The following is an 18,980-nucleotide window of genomic DNA, read 5'->3' on the forward strand; positions in this document are numbered from 1 at the left end:
TTTATTTCAATTTATAAAGTTTGAAGTCTGTAAAATCACTTTGAACCTGCTGATAATTTTGAGTCAACAACTGCTCTACTTCTTTCCAAAGATTCAGTTTTGTATTGACTACAATCATCTTCGGCTTATTTTCACGCAGATCATTAAGAAGTATGGTCTGATTCTCAGCTAGACTTGTATGTAGATTCGGGGCCAACAAATGACTGGCTGATAGACGCTCACTAGACTGATACATATCAATCTGATTGTCCCAAATATAAATAGAATCACTTACCTTAGTTTGTTCTTTCACTATTGATTCTATACGTCCACGTTCTTGATAAAGATCTTGATGGAGGACATATCGACCAACAAGGGGGGCAACCACTAAATAAATGAGGGCAAAAATCGGTAAATAGGCATTAATTCTAAGAAAGTCTCCCAACAGAGTCGATTCTCTTCTATATCTTCTACGGCGATCTGCTCCCTTTAATTCCTTCTCTCCGATTCTTGCTAATAGGAGGATTGTCATAAAGGGCAGATACACTACTAAACGACTCCCATGAATCGGTTCTGTAGAGAATATCAATAAAACAACCAGGAGTATTAACGCAATACCTGAAAAGATAGCAACATATTCTATTTCAACCGGCTTAGACTGGAAAAATCCTGTAAAAATAAGTACTAAAGTACCGAGAGAAAGTGTTAGTAAACCATAAAAGAAAAGGTTATCTAATAAAGCAAGGTTTGAAAATATATTCAAACTATCTATTGGATAGAGAATTTGACTAATGGCACTCCCAAAACTTCCCTTGTAAACTGTATAGTAGCCAATTGGGTAGAAGAAAAGTGAAAATCCAAGCCCAGCAGCCAAAAATTGATAAATACCGTGACTTAAGCGACGGCGAACAATATTGAAGGCTGATAAAGCCAAAAATAGGACCAAAGAATACAAAGCGGTTGGCAAAGGAGCTAAGAAAAATGCTAGAGCCATGCTCATCCCAATTCGTAAAAAACCTTTGTCATTTTCGGAATCTACCATATAAGCTAGAGCCAAATCAAGCCCAAAAAACAAGAATGGCAAGGCAAGAATAGTTGCATAGCCCCCACCAAAACTCAAACCTCCTGCAAGAAGGTAGAATCCTACTAACAATTGATGGACCTGTTTATCTCTCTTAGATATAGCTGTTGCTGCTCTGAAAAGGAAGATGCCCGAACCCAGCAAAGCCAACCAGTAGAGGGCAGCAAATACTATACTGCCTTTAACAATATACTGGAGCAAGTAATATAACAAACCTTCAGTTCCAAAAAAGTCTGTGTAAATATCCCCACCTTGATGCAAAGCCCAGCCAACGTATGAGTCAGCTGAATACTGCAGGCTTGTTACCCCTAATAGCACTGGAGCAATTGCTGACAAAAGAGTAATCAAGGTAGTCCAGATAATAATTCTTAAATATGGAATCGGAGATGATTGTTGTGAATTTCCCTCTAATCCCACCACTTCTTCTCCTTGATAATCCTCCACTTCTGCCCAAGACGGTGTCGGAGTATCTTCTAAGTTATCATGTACATTCATTTTCTCTCTCCTACAATCTGATTTGTTCTAGTATATCAAAAACTCTAGTGCTTGTCAGCTTGTGGTTGACACTTGTTCAGCTTATCACATAGATAGACAAAGCGTTCAATCTCATAAAAACGATGATATGAAACTCTTTTATAGCGGTCTAAAAAATTTTTTTCTTCTACTGTTAGCATAGTCATTTCCCCTTTTCTCTTAATTCGAAAAATGAAGAAAAAACTAAAAAAGCTGAATCTCTCAATAGAGAATTCAGCTTTTTATTTTTAGTCAGCTTTCTTTTCTAAATTTTTTGAAATGCTTCGATTTTTACCTTCCAGATACACCATCAGAATGGAGATATCTGCTGGATTTACCCCAGAGATACGGCTGGCTTGGCCGATGGTTTCTGGATTGATGAGTTTGAACTTCTGGCGAGCTTCTGTCGCAATAGAGTCAATGTCATCCCAGTCGATGTTGGCTGGAATACGTTTTTCTTCCATGCGTTTCATCTTGGCAACCTGATCCATGGCTTTTGAAATGTAGCCTTCGTACTTGATTTCTGTTTCAATCAATTCGATAATCTTGTCATCTAACTCTTCAGCAGCAGGTCCGATGAAAGCCACCACATCTTGGTAAGAGACTTCTGGGCGACGAAGGAATTCCTTGGCTGTCACCGCATCTGTCAAGGGCTTGAACCCCATCTCCTCAACCTTAGCATTTGTTTCCTTGATTGGCTTAAGTTTGATGCTGTCTAAACGCTTCATTTCATTTTCAAATTGATTTTTCTTGATTTCAAAACGAGACCAGCGTTCATCATCCACAAGACCAATCTCACGTCCCATCTCAGTCAAACGCATATCAGCATTGTCATGACGAAGGATGAGGCGGTATTCAGCACGACTGGTCAAGAGACGGTAGGGTTCAATGGTTCCCTTGGTCACCAAGTCGTCAATCATCACCCCGATATAACCGTCACTTCGTTTCAAAATCAACTCAGGCTTACCTTGGATTTTCAGAGCCGCATTGATACCAGCAATAATCCCTTGACCAGCAGCTTCTTCGTAACCTGACGTTCCATTTGTCTGACCAGCTGTGAAAAGCCCTGAGATTTTCTTGGTTTCCAGAGTTGCACGCAACTGATGAGGCAAAATCATGTCATACTCAATAGCATAACCTGTACGCATCATCTCTGCATTTTCCAAACCTTTGATAGAATGAACCAGATCACGCTGGACATCCTCAGGAAGACTGGTTGAAAGTCCTTGGACATAAACTTCTTCTGTGTTTCGTCCTTCTGGCTCAAGGAAAAGCTGGTGACGTTCCTTGTCTGCAAAACGCACAATCTTGTCCTCAATTGACGGACAATAGCGAGGTCCCACTCCCTTAACCACACCTGTAAACATAGGCGCACGATGGAGGTTGTTTTGGATAATCTCATGACTGGTACCATTTGTGTAGGTCAACCAGCACGGCACTTGATCCTTGACATAGTCCTCATCACGTGAAGTGTAAGAGAAGTGATTTGGTGTTTCATCTCCTGGCTGAATCTCTGTCACATCATAGTTGATAGAGGAAGCCTTAACACGTGGAGGCGTTCCTGTCTTAAAACGACCGATTTCGAGGCCCAGTTCTTTGAGATTATCAGCTAGGTTAATCGAAGCTAGGCTGTGGTTAGGGCCTGACGAGTACTTGAGGTCTCCGATGATGATTTCCCCACGGAGAGCCGTTCCTGTAGTCACAATAACAGCCTTTGCAGCATACTCTTGATGAGTCGCAGTACGCACACCAACTACCTTGTCATCTTCTACCAGAATCTCATCAATCATGGTTTGACGAAGGGTCAGATTTTCTTGATTTTCAACTGTCTTGCGCATTTCCTTAGAGTAGAGATCCTTGTCAGCTTGCGCACGAAGGGCACGAACAGCTGGACCTTTCCCAGTGTTAAGCATCTTCATCTGGATGTAAGTCTTATCAATGGTCTTGGCCATTTCGCCACCAAGGGCATCCACTTCACGCACGACAATCCCCTTGGCAGAACCACCGATAGAGGGATTACAAGGCATGAAAGCCAACATTTCAATGTTAATAGTCGCAAGCAAGACCTTGCAACCCATACGGCTAGCAGCTAGGGAAGCTTCCACCCCGGCATGCCCAGCACCAATTACAATAATATCGTATTCTTCTGTAAAATTATAAGTCATTTCTTAACCTTTCAAAAATTTCTTGCAAATAAGGAACCAACTTCTCCTCCTCTAGAGCTTGATCCATAGTAACCCATTTAAAGTGCGTATGCTCTTCAGAATCTAATATGATAATCGGCTTCTCTCCAACCCACTCTGCTTTATAAACTAAGCGAGTAAAGACAGTATCCTTAGAGGTATCCAGTTGACTATCTTCGTAAAGAAGTTTGAGCGAACCTCTATCTAGCCTAACTCCCGCTTCTTCAACACATTCTCTAAGAGCTCCATCTCGCGGAAGTTCACCCTTTTCAACCCCACCACCAGGAATATCCCAGTAAGTTGGATAAACGTTGGGTTGTCCTCTTTTAATTTCCGAACGCTGAATAAGCAAAAAATCACCACCACTATGAACAAGCACATGGGCAATAAGCTTAACCATCATTTTCTCTCCTATTCCTCAAGATGAATGTGTCTTAGTCGGCCGTCCCAATCTGGTAGGGCTGTCTTTAAAAAGGCTGGAACCAGCTGAATATCCCCAAGCTTGTCCAAGTCAATCCACTCACAGGGCTGCGTTTTTTCGTCTTCCTGCATGGTCAATGGGGCATCCTCAAGTAAGTCCACCAAATAATGAAACTCGATATTGTGATAGTGAACACCGTCTTCTTCAAAACGATTTTCAACCACGAAAGCTAGCTGTCCAACTTGAGCTTTGACACCCAGTTCTTCCCTCACCTCACGGACTACCGCATCTTCTGTTCTTTCGTTGACTTGAATCGCACCGCCGATGGTGTAATACTTGTCCTTATCTTTGGTGACTAGAAGCTTACGATTTTGGAGAATCAAGGCTGTCGCCCGAACACCAAAAACAGTATTTCCCACTTTTGTCCGAAAGTCTTGTTGAGTCATTTTTGCCCTTTCCTTTAAACGACACAAAAACAGTCAAAACTCCAAAGAAGTGCAGGACAAAAAAGCCTGCAACATCCATGAGCTTTGACCATCATTTCTATTGCTTTTATTATTGTAGCAAATTGAGAACATTTGTCAATCTAAATGTACTGACAAACCTTGCCATCACGGTAGGCATTGTCAATCAAACCACCACCGAGACATTCTTCGCCATCATAAAAGACAACTGCCTGTCCTGGTGTAATGGCGCGTTGCGGTTCCGCGAAAATGACCTCCGCCTTGTCTCCTTTGACATGCACTGCCACCTTAGAATCAGGCTGACGGTAGCGGAATTTTGCCGTACATTCGAGCGTAAATTCCTCTGGCATGTCACGAGTAAAGTGAACCTGGCTAGCTTCCAAGCTTGTTGACATGAGCGCTTCATGATAGAAACCTTGTCCTACATAGAGGATATTTTGGCTCAAATCTTTTCCAACAACGAACCAAGGTGCATTGTCGCCACCGTGTTGACCACCGATACCGAGTCCTCCACGCTGACCAATCGTATAATACATAAGACCTGCATGCTCACCCATATCGCGACCATCTACAGTCATCATACGACCAGGTTGGGCTGGTAGGTAGTTGCTGAGAAATTCTTTAAAGTTCTTTTCTCCGATAAAGCAAATCCCTGTCGAGTCTTTCTTCTTAGCAGTCGCAAGACCTGCTTCTTCAGCTAGACGGCGAACCTCAGGCTTTTCCAAATGTCCCAATGGGAACATGGTTTTTTGAAGTTGTTCTTGCGAAAGTTGACTGAGGAAATAGGTCTGGTCCTTGCCATTGTCCACGCCACGAAGCATATGAACGATGCCATCCTCATCACGCGCCACACGGGCATAGTGCCCAGTCGCTACATAGTCTGCGCCTAAGGTCATAGCATAGTCCAAAAAGGCCTTAAACTTGATTTCCTTGTTGCACATAACATCGGGATTTGGTGTACGTCCTGCACGGTATTCCGCTAGGAAATACTCAAAAACGCGGTCCCAATACTCTTTTTCAAAGTTGACAGAGTAGTAAGGAATGCCCAGTTGGTCTGCCACTGCAGCCACGTCCTTGTAATCTTCGGTCGCCGTACAGACGCCGTTTTCATCTGTATCATCCCAGTTCTTCATGAAGATCCCAATTACGTCGTAGCCCTGCTCTTTAAGCAAGAGAGCCGTCACCGACGAATCAACACCACCACTCATCCCCACGACAACACGTGTTTTAGAGTTATCACTCATGGTAGTTCTCCCATCTATTCGTTTATTCACGATTGAAGGTCGTGTTTGCTACTACGATTGAAGGTCGTTTGAGCAGTTTTCATTATAACATGCTTAAATAGAGAAGACAAGAAAGAGGCTGATAATCTATCAAGATCTTCCATAAATACATGAAGATAGAATACAAAAGAAATTAATTCATCCCTAAACCTCTATTCTCTTTAAAAACTTATTTTTAAAATCAACTAAAAATGATATACTGTAATAAGGAGGAATGCGCACATGATTCCTTACATATACCATTACCCATGTGCGTAGAACTATTGTGAACAACTACAAAGACATACTAAAATCAAAAAATACTATTTTTGCTATTATAATTGTTGCAGGTTTTGGACTTTTGGCAGGCTTAGTCATTCATCAAGAACGTGTTCAAGCAGAGAGAGGAAGTATCGCTCTCATCAAACAACAACAAAATCAACAAGATGTTGAACAAGTAAAAAACGCTATCAAAGATTTCAATATCGATTCTGAAACCGTTTTAGACGATTGGAAAAAGATTCAGGAATTGAAACCAACCACTGATGCGGGCAAAAAGACACTAGCAGACTTTATTACTAAAGTCGCAAACCACTATAGTGAAAAAGCTTTGAAATTAGATATAAAGGATTCTGATAGCCAGTTTCAAGATAAACAAGCACTTGAAACAGCCATCGCTTCCTTACAAAAAATACTAGGAATCATCGAAACTATCAACTCTGCTAACCAACAAATCTCTATCGAAGAAAAAATAAGACCGATTCAAGAACTAATCTCTAAATTCCAAAAACAAGTTGAAGACTTGGCCAAAAAAGAGGAACAAAAATCTAACCAAACAGAAACAACTACTAGCGTTCAGAGAGTAGAAGCCTACAATTCCGAAGATAGCAACTACATTCCAGCCTATACTGAATCATATGAAAGCATAAATAACTCCCAAGCACCTGCAGCTGAGCAACATTCATCTGATAGTGCTGGCAGTTCAGGCAATCAAGTTGCTGATTCTTCAGGTTCTCAGCCAGAGGCTAATAGCCATAGTGAATAGGTTGAAGTTTGCATACAAGTAGTTCATCTTACTAAGTTAGGTGGAACAATTCATTTAAATCATCAACCTTAATAAATTTGCTATCACTAATCTTTAAAAAGTATCTGTCATCAAATAAAAGTTAAAAAAAAAAAGAGTCTTTCAAGACTCTTTTTTTATTTCTTAGTACCAACCGTTGTTAAGCCAGAAGTTCTTAGCAGCTGTCCATGAACCGTAACGTCCAGCAACATAAGCATCTGCTACACGTTCTTGGTTTTCAGCTGAGTAGTCACCGTTCAAGTATGAATCTGTCAATTGGTAACGTCCGATGTAACGTCCGTTTGTAGCTGTGTAGCTACCGCCTGATTCTTTTTGAGCAATCCACTCTTTAGCTTCTGCTTCTGATCCGCTCACAGTAGCAGCTGGGGCTGGTGTTCTCTCTGCTGCTGGAGCTGGTGTTGCAACTGCTGGGGCAGAAGTTTCTTCTACAGCTGGAGTTTCTTCTACAGTTGTTGGGGCTGGAGCTTCAGTAGTAGCAGATGCCTCAGTTGTAACAGGTGCTGCTGGTTTTGTCGTCGCTGGTGTTGCAGCAACTACTGGAGCTTCGCCGTCAATAACCAATACTTGGTCAACATAGATGAGGTGAATGTTTTTAATGTTGTTCAATTTAGCCAATTTTTCAACTGTTGTGTTGTGAGTTTCAGCAATCTCTGAAAGAGTATCTCCAGGTTTAACAACATAAGTTTTTGTTTCTTGTGCAAAAGTTAGTGATGGTGCAAGGAAAGCAAGTACAACTGCTAATCCAGCAAATTTTGTTCTAATATTTGATTTCATTTAAAAAAGTTTCTCCTTCTTTCTTATAATTCTATGATACTCTAGAAATATTACTATTTCTTAACATTTTTGTGTAGAAATGTTACAAGACTGTGTTTTATTTACCCCTAAAAGACATTTTTTGTCACAAAAGGCCCTAATTTACACCATTTAAGTGAGGAAAAGATATTTCGTGATGGATTCAAGCTAAGGAAAGCAATCTTTGATATAATAGAAGCAAGAATCTTTTTAAGGGGAAACAGATGCAATCACTTCGTTTTCAATCTGTCTTTGATATCATTGGACCAGTCATGATTGGGCCATCTAGTAGTCACACGGCCGGAGCTGTTCGTATCGGTAAAATCGTCTCTTCTATCTTTGATGATACTCCAACCGAAGTCGAATTCCAGCTTTTTAACTCTTTTGCAAAAACCTATCGTGGACACGGGACTGACCTTGCCCTCGTAGCTGGGATCCTAGGAATGGATACAGATGATCCGGAAATTCCAAACAGCTTAGAAATTGCTCATAAGCGTGGGATTAAGATTGTTTGGACGATTCAAAAGGACAGTAACGCCCCTCACCCTAACACCACTAAAATTACTGTTAAAAATGCTCATAAGAGCATTAGTGTTACTGGTATTTCTATCGGTGGTGGAAATATCCAGGTAACAGAGCTTAATGGTTTTGCAGTATCCCTTAATATGAACACCCCTACCATCATTATCGTCCATCAGGATGTTCCTGGTATGATTGCTCATGTGACAGAAGCACTTTCTCGCTTTGACATTAACATCGCCCAAATGAATGTGACCCGAGAAAAGGCCGGTGAAAAAGCCATCATGATTATCGAAGTTGATAGTCGTAACTGTGAAGAATCTATCGAAGAAATTCGTAAAATTCCTCATCTGCACAATGTCAATTTCTTTCAATAGGAGAAAATATGTTTTACTCTATCAAAGAATTAGTCGAACAAGCCGAACTTGACTTCCAAGGAAATGTTGCTGAACTCATGATTACGACTGAGTATGAGCTAACGGGAAGAGAGCGCGAAGAAGTTCTCCTCCTCATGGAACGCAATCTCGAGGTCATGAAAGCTTCTGTCGTGCTCGGTCTCAGTGAAAAGAAATCTCGTAGTGGTTTGACAGGTGGTGACGCAGCTAAGCTTGATCACTATATCCAAAAAGGAAATACGCTATCGGACCTAACAGTCTTATCTGCTGCTCGTAACGCTATTGCAGTTAATGAACACAATGCCAAGATGGGCCTCGTCTGTGCAACACCTACTGCAGGAAGTGCAGGTTGCCTCCCAGCAGTTCTCACTTCTGCAATTCAAAAGTTAGATTTAACGCATGAACAACAACTAGATTTTCTATTTGCAGCAGGAGCTTTTGGTCTCGTCATTGCCAATAATGCCTCTATTTCAGGGGCTGAAGGAGGGTGTCAAGCCGAGGTCGGTTCTGCCTCTGCCATGAGTGCTGCTGCTCTAACCTTAGCTGCTGGAGGGACCCCTTATCAAGCGAGTCAAGCCTTGGCCTTTGTTATTAAAAATATGCTGGGTCTTATCTGTGACCCAGTTGCAGGCTTGGTTGAAGTTCCTTGTGTCAAGCGTAACGCTATGGGAGCAAGCTTTGCCTTCATCGCAGCCGATATGGCTCTGGCTGGTATCGAATCAAAAATCCCAGTTGATGAAGTCATTGATGCCATGTACCAAGTAGGATCTAGTCTTCCAACTGCCTTCCGTGAAACTGCAGAGGGAGGGCTCGCTGCCACACCGACAGGTCGTCGCCTTCAAAAAGAAATCTTCGGTGAATAATTTCAAGATTACTAGGAGAATCAATGTCATCCCTATCAGCCATTTTTTTTGATCTAGATGGAACCCTTGTAGACAGCTCAATCGGTATTCACAATGGGTTCACCTATACTTTCGAACAACTGGGAGTCCCTAGTCCAGATGCCAAGACTATCAGAGGTTTTATGGGACCTCCACTTGAAACAAGTTTTGCTAGTTGTTTACCAAAGAATCAGATCGAACTAGCTGTCCAGCTTTATCGTTTCTACTATAAGGATAAGGGAGTTTACGAAGCTAAGCTTTTCCCAAACATCAAAAGTGTACTCTCAGAATTAGCTAAGGATTATCCCCTCTATATAACAACTACCAAAAACACTCCAATAGCAGAAAATATGGTTCGTAATTTTGGTATTGACCACTTCTTTGACGGCATCTATGGTTCAAGTCCTCAGGCTTTACACAAGGCGGATGTCATTCGCCAAGCTCTGCAAACTCATAACCTAGCCCCAGATAGAGTTGTCATTATTGGAGATACCAAATATGATATGATTGGAGCCCAGGAAACAGGGATAAAAACATTGGCCGTAACCTGGGGATTCGGTGAAGAAGAAGAGTTGATAAGCTACCAACCTGATTGGGTTGCCCGTCAGTCAACAGACCTTTTATCTCATCTTCAGAAGAAAAACTAATAAAAAGACTCCCAAATGAAGATTTGGGAGTCTTTTAGACTTGTTTACCAGGATTAAGAGACTAGTAAATAAGATATGACAATAGAGCTTAGTTACCTTTATTTATTGTCTGTCTCTTCAAAAGGTGAAGCTTCGATAACTTCTTCAACTCGAACTTCTTGAGCCTCACTAATTGCAGGAGTTGCTTCTTCCTTAGTCGGCATAGCTAGAAGTACCAAAAGAGCGATACTTCCAACAAATGGAACAAATCCAACGAAGATGAGCGCCCAGTGGAAACCAGCATCACGAAGGCGACGGACCATCAAAGCAAGTGACGGCAAGAAAAGTGCTAGGCCAAAAATAAAATAGATAATAGCGATAAAGCCCAAAGTTATAAGAGCACCCTCGTTTCGCGAGTTAGCCAGAGCATTCCCGTATGATAAGTAGAAAGGAATACAAAGAATCATATTTCCAAGAAAAACCCACCAATAGTCGGAACGTGTTGAACGACCTGCAAAATCTACATAGCCTTTAAAGAAATTTTTATAAGCGTTAATCATAATAGACTCCTAATTACTTTAATGATTATATTTTATCATAAGTGTAAACACCTGACAAGTAAGTACCTGATTCACGGAAGCTCACTCTAAGTTAAAAAAAGATACTATCTGCTTCTTCTCTCAAAGAAGTCGCGGATAATATCTTATCTATTTTAGTCAGCATGAGTTGTTTCGTTTGCAAAACTGATAATGGCTCTCTTCAATTCAGAACCCTGCATAGTACGGAATTCTTCAATCTTTTGATTGATCATTTCAAGAGGCATTACATTTACCTTACCAACAAAGATTTTGTCCATTACTTGATTGTCTACTAGTTCGGTTGAGACAAGTAATTCCTCGTATAGTTTTTCACCTGGACGGATCCCTACTTCTACGATTGGAATTTCATTTTCAGTATGACCACTGAGTAGAACCATTTTCTTAGCCAAGTCGTAAATGCGTACAGGTTTACCCATATCAAGGATAAAGACTTCCCCATCCTTGGCATAAGCACCCGCATGAATCACCAAACGACTAGCTTCTGGAATGGTCATGAAGTAACGAGTCATTCGGAAATCTGTCACCGTTACAGGACCACCTTCAGCAATCTGACGTTCAAAGACAGGAATCACACTACCTCGACTACCAAGTACATTCCCGAAACGCACCGCACAATAAGTAGACTGGCTACGCTGGTTAAATCCCGTAACAATCAACTCAGCCACACGTTTAGTTGCTCCCATTACGTTTGGTGGATTAACGGCCTTATCTGTCGAAATCATGACCATTTTTGGAACTCGTGCGGCGTCAACTGCTCTAGCAACATTGTATGTCCCAAGGATGTTATTTTTAAAGGCTTCTTTTGGATTGCGCTCCATCATCGGAACATGTTTATGAGCTGCAGCATGGTAAACAATGGCTGGTTCGTACTGTTCAAAAACTTGAAGCAAGCGCTCATAATCTTGAATATCGGCAATGACAGGAACAAAGTCAATTCCCTGGAATTTACGAATTAATTCATGGTAAATCAGATAAATAGAGTTTTCTCCATGTCCAAGCAAGACAACTCGCTCCGGACTGAAACGACTAACCTGACGGCAGATTTCTGAACCGATTGAGCCCCCTGCGCCAGTAACTAAAATCGTCTTGCCATGTATCTCATCTCCGATACGTGACTCATCTAAACGAATCTCCTGTCTTCCCAACAAGTCTGCAAGGTCCAGTTTTTGGAAACTACTAATAGACGGATGAAGGCCCTGTACAACAGATTCGACTTTGGGCATCTTGAAACATTTGATATTAAGCTGGTTACACATCTGCAAAATGCGTTCATACTCAGATGGATCCAAGGAAGGAATCGCAACGATTACTTTTTCAACCCTGTATCGTTTAGCTAGTTCAGGAAGCTCATTGTAAGAACCTAATACAGGAATCTTCCCAAGTTTCTGGCCTTTTTTCTTTTCGTCATCATCCAAAATACCAACCAACTCTAAATCACTGGTAGGATGTTGGTAACTATCCATAAAGAGAGCTCCACCATCTCCTGCACCAATTAAGAAAGTTCGGCGATGTTCACCGTCCCCGTTCCCCTTCTTACGTCTAGAATAGATCGACTGCCAAGTAATACGAGGAAGTAGAATCAAGAATGTTGTAAGTAAGATAAAGAGTACAATAAAACGAACAGAGAAGAGCGGAAGAAAGGTATAGCAGATAATGTAAGATAAAATACTACTAATCGTCACACCAAAGAAAATCTTCATAAAATCTGTAATTTTACTATAACGACTAATACTTGCATTTAGACCCCAAAATCCAATCATAATCTGATAGAAAAGGAAGGTTAGAGCTGTGTAAATTACATAGTCTGCTGGTGTGGGATTAATCAATCCATAGAACAAGATATAGGAAACAATGATTGATAAAACCATACTGGTAATGTCAAAAAATCCCCAGAATACTTGTTTTTGTTGTTTATTTAATACTTCAACCAGATCAATTACATAATCTGTCATTTTTTTATTCATGTGAATGGTATCCTCCTACGCAAAATCACATTTTCTAGTAATCTTCAGATAAATTTTTAAAATCTAATTGGCTTCAATTACTTGCTTTTTCTTAGAAGTTTTAAAAATATAAACTGTCGCACAAATCCTGGACATAGGGCAACGACAACCTGGATTAAGACACTTTTCAGATATTCTCCATAGGAAATCTGTCCACGCGCGTGCATTCTTTGACGTGCCTGACGATAGAGCTTGAGATAGCGAAGCCCTCCACGGCGTTCAAACATTCCCGCTCCCACGCGCACCTTACATAGGATTTGATCCACATTTCCAGTTCGAGCTCCAGCACTAATCATATTGAGCCAGAGGAGATCGTCTTCCATATAAAGACCATCTTCATAGTTACCAGCCTTGAGTACCATCTCTTTTTTGAACATAACAGTCATGTGGTTAAAGGCACTTCTCATACGTTGGTAGGCAATGATATCCTCATGCTTAATCGGCACACGGCGGTAAGACACAATCTCATCAGGTCGGTCGATAAATTCTGCAATATGACCACCTAGCAGATCCAAGTTTTCTTCTTCCATCAAATTGAACTGCTGCTCAAAGCGATCTCTAACAGCAATATCATCTGTATCCATACGAGCAATGACATCATACTGGCACTGTAAAACACCATATTGAAGGGCCAAGCCTAGACCACGATTTTGTTCAAGCGGACAACGCTTGATTGGAATCGTTGACTGTGCTGTCAATTTTTCCAAAACTTGATACAGTTCAGGTGTCAGTGGACCATCCTCTACGAGAACGACTTCGCTAGGTTTAAGCGTCTGGTTTAAGATGCTCTCTACTGCCTCTTCCAAAAAGACTGGGTTTTCTTTTACGTAGACTGACATCAAGACACTAAATTTCCGATTTTCTGACACAGTTTTTCTCCAATTTATAGATTTTCTTTCACTATTTTATCACAATTTCCCTGACTTTCCTATTTTTATTTGAATCCCAGAAAAAAACTAGTAAAGCTAACCTAGTTTTTGGGAGTAACTGAATCCTTTCATAGTATAGCTTTTTGTCCCTTATCTTGACATCTATAGGAAAAAAAATTAAAATAAGCTGTTATCAAAATCAGCTTATTGAGGTTCACATGAAAAAACGATCACTCTTTTTTATTCTAGGAATTATCTTAATCGGAGCGGTCTTAAGAGCTCCTTTTACAGCCCTACCGACTATTTTAGGTGACATTGCTCAAGGTTTGGGAGTAGAAGTCAGTTCCCTTGGGGTTTTGACTAGCCTTCCTCTCTTGATGTTTGCCCTCTTCTCCTCTTTTGCGACTCGTTTGGCTCAAAAGATTGGACTCGAGCACCTTTTCACCTATAGTCTTATCGTATTGACTATCGGTTCAGTGATTCGTATCTTTAATCTTCCTCTACTCTATCTAGGGACTTTACTCATCGGAGCAAGTATTGCGATCTTTAACGTGCTCCTTCCTAGCGCCATTCAGGCCAATCACCCACAAAAGATTGGCTTTCTGACAACCATCTATGTGACCTCAATGGGGATTACAACGGCTCTTGCTTCCTATCTTTCTGTCCCCATTACTCAGGCGACATCTTGGAAAGGCTTGATCCTCTGTTTATCCTTGGTCTGCCTACTAACTTTAGTTGTCTGGTTCCCCAATCATCGTCACAATCATTTTCTAAAAGGAAGTGAGAAAAAACAAAAGAAAGAGAATATCTTAAAAAACAAGGAAGTTTGGGCTATTATTGTATTCGGTGGACTTCAGTCCTTACTCTTCTATACCAGTATGACCTGGTTACCTACCATGGCAATCAGTGCTGGCTTATCTCACACAGATGCCGGTCTTTTAGCTTCGATCTTTTCTCTGACTAGTATCCCCTTCTCGATGACTATTCCAAGTTTAACGACTCGTTTGTCCAATCGTCACCGTCAAATCATGTTAACAATCGTCTCTCTCGCTGGAATGCTTGGAATTGCTATGCTTTTATACCCAATCAAGAGTTTCCTCTACTGGTTAGTAGCTCATCTCTTAATTGGTACTGCCTGTAGCGCTTTTTTTCCTTACCTCATGGTTTGCTTCTCCATCAAAACAAGCTCGCCTGAAAAGACGGCCCAATTGTCTGGACTTGCCCAGACCGGCGGCTACATTTTGGCAGCCATCGGCCCAGCCCTCTTTGGTTACAGCTTTGACATGTTCCATTCCTGGATTCCAGCTGTTATTACCCTCCTAGTCATTGATATCATCATGACGGTCGCCCTCTTTATGGTGGATAGATCGGATAAAATCCTCTAATCTTCTAGTTTTTGCTAGAAGATTTTTTTACTCAAAAATAGCATAAAAATCTAGTTATCCGCATAAAAACTGGACTTATCACACTTTATCAAGGTCAAAACCACTCAATTTACTACTAATTTACTACTTATGAATGAGCTTTGATACGACGATTTATCCTTGAAAAGTGAAGATATAAAGATACTTCCAATAAAATTTGAATATTTAATAGGTAGACACTTCAAAAAATGAGGTGTCTATTTTTTTACCCGATTTTGAAAGGAAGTGAACTTATGAAAACAAAAAATCAAGAATCAAAAGGTCGTTCCCCACTCTTTAAGACCATCAAACATTCATTCAGCCAATAAAAAAGAAAGGATAGGTAAAAATATGGAACTTAAATTTGTGATTCCCAACATGGAAAAAACATTCGGCAATTTAGAATTTGCTGGCGAGGATAAAGTCGTTCAGCGAAGAATCAACGGACGGCTAACTGTCTTATCAAGAAGCTATAATCTCTATTCTGATGTTCAAAGAGCAGATGATATTGTGGTGGTGCTTCCTGCTGAAGCTGGCGAAAAACATTTCGGCTTTGAGGAACGTGTGAAGTTAGTCAATCCACGTATTACCGCAGAGGGCTACAAAATCGGCACTCGTGGTTTTACAAATTACCTTTTACATGCTGACGACATGATAAAAGAATAAAGAAAGAGAGGAAAAATGATGAGATTAGCAAATGGCATTGTATTAGATAAAGACACGACTTTTGGAGAATTGAAATTCTCTGCTCTACGTCGTGAAGTGAGAATCCAAAATGAAGACGGGTCGGTTTCAGATGAAATCAAGGAACGTACCTATGACTTAAAATCCAAAGGACAAGGACGCATGATTCAAGTAAGTATTCCTGCCAGCGTGCCTTTGAAAGAGTTTGATTATAACGCACGGGTGGAACTTATCAATCCCATTGCGGACACCGTTGCTACTGCCACCTATCAAGGAGCAGATGTTGACTGGTATATCAAGGCAGACGATATTGTGCTGACAAAGGATTCTAGTTCATTCAAAGCTCAACCACAAGCAAAGAAAGAACCGACACAAGACAAATAGTCGCTAGGTAGAAAGGAGACTTTTTCGCATGAAACAGCGTGGTAAAAGGATTCGCCCATCTGGTAAAGATTTAGTCTTTCATTTTACGATAGCGTCACTCCTGCCTGTTTTCCTGCTGGTTGTCGGACTGTTTCATGTGAAGACAATCCAGCAGATCAACTGGCAGGATTTTAACCTATCACAAGCAGATAAGATTGACATTCCCTATTTAATTATCAGTTTCAGTGTCGCAATTCTTATCTGCTTGCTGGTAGCGTTTGTATTCAAACGGGTTCGCTATGATACGGTTAAACAACTTTACCACCGTCAAAAACTGGCAAAGATGATACTTGAAAACAAGTGGTATGAATCTGAACAGGTCAAAACAGAGGGTTTCTTTAAAGATAGTGCTGGTCGTACAAAGGAAAAGATAACCTACTTCCCTAAAATGTATTATCGACTTAAAAATGGCTTGATACAGATACGGGTGGAAATCACGCTGGGAAAATATCAAGACCAACTCTTACACTTGGAAAAGAAATTAGAGAGTGGCTTGTACTGTGAGCTGACGGATAAAGAGTTAAAGGATTCCTATGTGGAATATACTTTGCTCTATGACACCATAGCCAGTCGTATTTCTATTGATGAAGTAGAAGCTAAAGATGGTAAACTTCGCTTAATGAAAAACGTATGGTGGGAATATGATAAGCTCCCTCATATGTTGATTGCTGGTGGTACAGGTGGCGGTAAAACTTACTTTATACTGACACTGATTGAAGCCTTGCTTCATACAGATTCAAAACTGTATATTCTTGACCCGAAAAATGCTGACCTTGCGGACTTAGGTTCTGTGATGGCAAATGTCTACTATAGAAAAGAAGACTTGCTTTCTTGCATTGAAACATTCTATGAAGAAATGATGAAACGTAGTGAGGAAATGAAGCAGATGAAGAACTATAAGACTGGCAAAAATTATGCTTACTTAGGTCTCCCGGCACACTTCTTAATCTTTGATGAATACGTCGCTTTCATGGAAATGCTGGGAACAAAAGAAAACACCGCAGTTATGAATAAGCTGAAACAGATTGTCATGTTAGGTCGTCAAGCTGGCTTCTTTCTAATACTGGCTTGTCAACGTCCAGACGCAAAATATTTAGGCGACGGAATCCGTGATCAGTTTAATTTCAGAGTGGCTTTAGGTCGTATGTCTGAAATGGGCTATGGCATGATGTTTGGCAGTGACGTACAAAAGGATTTCTTCTTAAAGCGAATCAAAGGTCGTGGCTATGTTGATGTAGGAACAAGTGTCATATCAGAGTTTTATACTCCCCTTGTACCAAAAGGATATGATTTCTTGGAGGAAATTAAAAAGTTATCCAACAGCAGACAGTCCACGCAGGCGACGTGCGAAGCGGAAGTCGCAGGTGTGGACTGATCTTGCTGGCTGGTGTGGCAATAGCCACGCCAGCACTTAACCCCCCGTATCTAACAGGGGGGTACAAATCGACAGGAAACAGTCAAAAAAACATTAGAAAATCCTTTGGTTACAAGGGATTTACAAAATTTCAGCGTATGTCAAATGGGCTTTAAAAGTTGACATACGCCTTTTTGATTGGAGGGATTTTTACTGAATGAACAAACTTGGTTACAGCATTTAAAAGAAAAACGCTTGGCTTATGGACTATCTCAAAACCGTTTAGCTGTTGCGACTGGTATTACAAGGCAGTATCTAAGCGATATTGAAACAGGAAAAGTCAAGCCATCAGAGGATTTACAGCAGTCCCTTTGGGAAGCTCTGGAACGCTTCAATCCCGACGCTCCCCTTGAAATGCTGTTTGATTATGTAAGGATTCGCTTTCCGACAACAGACGTACAGCAGGTGGTCGAAAACATCTTACAACTGAAACTGTCCTATTTTCTTCATGAGGACTATGGTTTCTATTCTTATTCAGAGCATTATGCTTTAGGCGACATATTCGTCCTTTGCTCCCATGAACTGGACAAAGGAGTTCTGGTGGAATTGAAAGGTCGTGGGTGCAGACAATTTGAAAGCTATCTTCTGGCACAACAAAGAAGCTGGTATGAGTTCTTTATGGACGTTTTGGTGGCTGGCGGTGTGATGAAACGCCTTGACCTTGCCATTAACGATAAGACAGGGATTTTGAATATCCCTGTACTCACTGAAAAGTGCCAACAGGAAGAATGTATCTCCGTCTTCCGCAGTTTTAAAAGCTATCGCAGTGGCGAACTGGTACGCAAAGAGGAAAAGGAATGTATGGGAAACACCCTCTATATCGGTTCATTACAAAGTGAAGTTTATTTCTGTATCTATGAAAAGGACTACGAGCAGTACAAGAAAAATGATATTCCCATTGAAGACGCAGAAGTAAAAAACCGTTTTGAGATTCGATTGAAAAATGAGCGTGCCTATTATGCAGTCCGTGATTTACTCGTCTATGACAATCCAGAGCATACCGCCTTTAAAATTATCAATCGGTATATCCGTTTTGTAGATAAAGACGATTCCAAACCTCGTTCTGATTGGAAACTGAATGAAGAATGGGCTTGGTTTATTGGGAACAATCGTGAACGATTAAAACTAACCACAAAACCAGAGCCTTACTCCTTCCAAAGGACGCTGAACTGGCTATCTCATCAAGTTGCCCCGACCTTAAAGGTTGCGATTAAACTTGATGAAATCAACCAGACGCAGGTTGTAAAAGACATTCTCGACCATGCGAAACTGACAGACCGACACAAGCAGATTTTGAAGCAACAGTCAGTAAAAGAACAGGACGTGATAACAACAAAAAAATAACTCAAATACAAATTCATTGAATATAGAGAGGAGAACATTTT

Annotated in this window: 20 protein-coding genes; 10 read left to right on the forward strand and 10 right to left on the reverse strand. The window is 40.8% G+C overall.

Annotated elements, in window-relative coordinates:
- Position 1 precedes the first annotated feature (1 nt).
- The 6 genes from QM847_RS07070 to mnmA form a co-directional block, all read right to left on the reverse strand.
- On the reverse strand, positions 2–1,555 hold the full coding sequence (locus QM847_RS07070; protein ID WP_269797829.1) for a damage-inducible protein CinA: 1,554 nt from the start codon (positions 1,553–1,555) through the stop codon (positions 2–4).
- A gap of 44 nt (positions 1,556–1,599) precedes the next feature.
- A complete protein-coding gene (locus QM847_RS07075) occupies positions 1,600–1,734 on the reverse strand; it encodes a hypothetical protein (RefSeq protein ID WP_269797830.1) in 135 nt (44 codons plus the stop codon).
- A gap of 87 nt (positions 1,735–1,821) precedes the next feature.
- Entirely contained in the window at positions 1,822–3,738 is a 1,917-nt protein-coding gene (mnmG, locus tag QM847_RS07080) for a tRNA uridine-5-carboxymethylaminomethyl(34) synthesis enzyme MnmG (protein WP_269797831.1), read from the reverse strand.
- Positions 3,728–4,159 carry an NUDIX hydrolase gene (locus QM847_RS07085; RefSeq protein ID WP_269797832.1) on the reverse strand — a complete coding sequence of 144 codons (432 nt, stop codon included), beginning with the start codon at positions 4,157–4,159 and terminating at the stop codon, positions 3,728–3,730. The genes mnmG and QM847_RS07085 overlap by 11 nt, the downstream gene beginning before the upstream one ends.
- Positions 4,160–4,167: 8 nt before the next feature.
- Positions 4,168–4,623 carry an NUDIX hydrolase gene (locus QM847_RS07090; RefSeq protein ID WP_269797833.1) on the reverse strand — a complete coding sequence of 152 codons (456 nt, stop codon included), beginning with the start codon at positions 4,621–4,623 and terminating at the stop codon, positions 4,168–4,170.
- Positions 4,624–4,763: 140 nt separating this feature from the next.
- A complete protein-coding gene (mnmA, locus tag QM847_RS07095) occupies positions 4,764–5,885 on the reverse strand; it encodes a tRNA 2-thiouridine(34) synthase MnmA (protein WP_269797834.1) in 1,122 nt (373 codons plus the stop codon).
- Positions 5,886–6,189: 304 nt separating this feature from the next.
- Between mnmA and QM847_RS07100 the strand changes: the two genes are divergently transcribed.
- Positions 6,190–6,948, forward strand: coding sequence for a hypothetical protein (locus tag QM847_RS07100; RefSeq protein WP_269797835.1), 759 nt, complete (start codon positions 6,190–6,192; stop codon positions 6,946–6,948).
- A 162-nt stretch (positions 6,949–7,110) separates the two neighbouring features.
- On the opposite strand, the gene QM847_RS07105 is transcribed toward QM847_RS07100, so the two are convergent.
- Positions 7,111–7,761 carry a LysM peptidoglycan-binding domain-containing protein gene (locus QM847_RS07105; protein ID WP_414354732.1) on the reverse strand — a complete coding sequence of 217 codons (651 nt, stop codon included), beginning with the start codon at positions 7,759–7,761 and terminating at the stop codon, positions 7,111–7,113.
- Positions 7,762–8,003: 242 nt separating this feature from the next.
- Here QM847_RS07105 and sdaAB point away from each other — a divergent pair, with 242 nt between their 5' ends.
- The 3 genes from sdaAB to QM847_RS07120 are packed head-to-tail and all read left to right on the forward strand — an operon-like array spanning position 8,004 to position 10,221.
- Positions 8,004–8,675, forward strand: a complete 672-nt coding sequence (sdaAB, locus tag QM847_RS07110; protein ID WP_269797837.1) for an L-serine ammonia-lyase, iron-sulfur-dependent subunit beta — start codon at positions 8,004–8,006, stop codon at positions 8,673–8,675.
- An 8-nt stretch (positions 8,676–8,683) separates the two neighbouring features.
- Positions 8,684–9,556 (forward strand): L-serine ammonia-lyase, iron-sulfur-dependent, subunit alpha, encoded by an 873-nt coding sequence (gene sdaAA, locus QM847_RS07115; RefSeq protein ID WP_269797838.1) that lies wholly within the window; start codon positions 8,684–8,686, stop codon positions 9,554–9,556.
- A gap of 23 nt (positions 9,557–9,579) precedes the next feature.
- Positions 9,580–10,221, forward strand: a complete 642-nt coding sequence (locus tag QM847_RS07120; RefSeq protein WP_269797839.1) for an HAD hydrolase-like protein — start codon at positions 9,580–9,582, stop codon at positions 10,219–10,221.
- Between the two features lie 98 nt (positions 10,222–10,319).
- Here QM847_RS07120 and QM847_RS07125 read toward each other — a convergent pair whose 3' ends face one another.
- The 3 genes from QM847_RS07125 to QM847_RS07135 form a co-directional block, all read right to left on the reverse strand.
- Positions 10,320–10,760 carry a DUF805 domain-containing protein gene (locus QM847_RS07125; protein WP_414354735.1) on the reverse strand — a complete coding sequence of 147 codons (441 nt, stop codon included), beginning with the start codon at positions 10,758–10,760 and terminating at the stop codon, positions 10,320–10,322.
- 152 nt (positions 10,761–10,912) lie between these two features.
- Positions 10,913–12,763: a polysaccharide biosynthesis protein gene (locus QM847_RS07130; RefSeq protein WP_414354737.1), complete on the reverse strand. Its 1,851-nt coding sequence runs from the start codon at positions 12,761–12,763 to the stop codon at positions 10,913–10,915.
- Between the two features lie 77 nt (positions 12,764–12,840).
- The gene (locus QM847_RS07135; RefSeq protein ID WP_414354739.1) at positions 12,841–13,671 is read right to left on the reverse strand and encodes a glycosyltransferase; all 831 of its coding nucleotides are present in this window, start codon (positions 13,669–13,671) and stop codon (positions 12,841–12,843) included.
- A 218-nt stretch (positions 13,672–13,889) separates the two neighbouring features.
- On the opposite strand from QM847_RS07135, the gene QM847_RS07140 reads away from it, so the two are divergent.
- From QM847_RS07140 to mobT, 6 genes are all read left to right on the forward strand, one after another.
- Complete coding sequence (locus QM847_RS07140; protein ID WP_414354741.1) at positions 13,890–15,056, forward strand: CynX/NimT family MFS transporter; 1,167 nt, start codon at positions 13,890–13,892, stop codon at positions 15,054–15,056.
- A gap of 369 nt (positions 15,057–15,425) precedes the next feature.
- Positions 15,426–15,740: a YdcP family protein gene (locus tag QM847_RS07145; RefSeq protein ID WP_000420682.1), complete on the forward strand. Its 315-nt coding sequence runs from the start codon at positions 15,426–15,428 to the stop codon at positions 15,738–15,740.
- Positions 15,741–15,755: 15 nt separating this feature from the next.
- Entirely contained in the window at positions 15,756–16,142 is a 387-nt protein-coding gene (locus tag QM847_RS07150) for a YdcP family protein (protein WP_000985015.1), read from the forward strand.
- A gap of 28 nt (positions 16,143–16,170) precedes the next feature.
- Positions 16,171–17,556 carry an FtsK/SpoIIIE domain-containing protein gene (locus tag QM847_RS07155; RefSeq protein WP_000813488.1) on the forward strand — a complete coding sequence of 462 codons (1,386 nt, stop codon included), beginning with the start codon at positions 16,171–16,173 and terminating at the stop codon, positions 17,554–17,556.
- A gap of 2 nt (positions 17,557–17,558) precedes the next feature.
- Positions 17,559–17,711 carry a hypothetical protein gene (locus tag QM847_RS07160; RefSeq protein WP_000879507.1) on the forward strand — a complete coding sequence of 51 codons (153 nt, stop codon included), beginning with the start codon at positions 17,559–17,561 and terminating at the stop codon, positions 17,709–17,711.
- Between the two features lie 22 nt (positions 17,712–17,733).
- Positions 17,734–18,939: a MobT family relaxase gene (gene mobT / locus QM847_RS07165; RefSeq protein WP_000398284.1), complete on the forward strand. Its 1,206-nt coding sequence runs from the start codon at positions 17,734–17,736 to the stop codon at positions 18,937–18,939.
- The last annotated feature ends 41 nt before the right edge of the window (positions 18,940–18,980 follow it).

Origin of the sequence: Streptococcus timonensis, assembly GCF_047463455.1 — a bacterium.
Taxonomy (GTDB): domain Bacteria; phylum Bacillota; class Bacilli; order Lactobacillales; family Streptococcaceae; genus Streptococcus; species Streptococcus timonensis_B.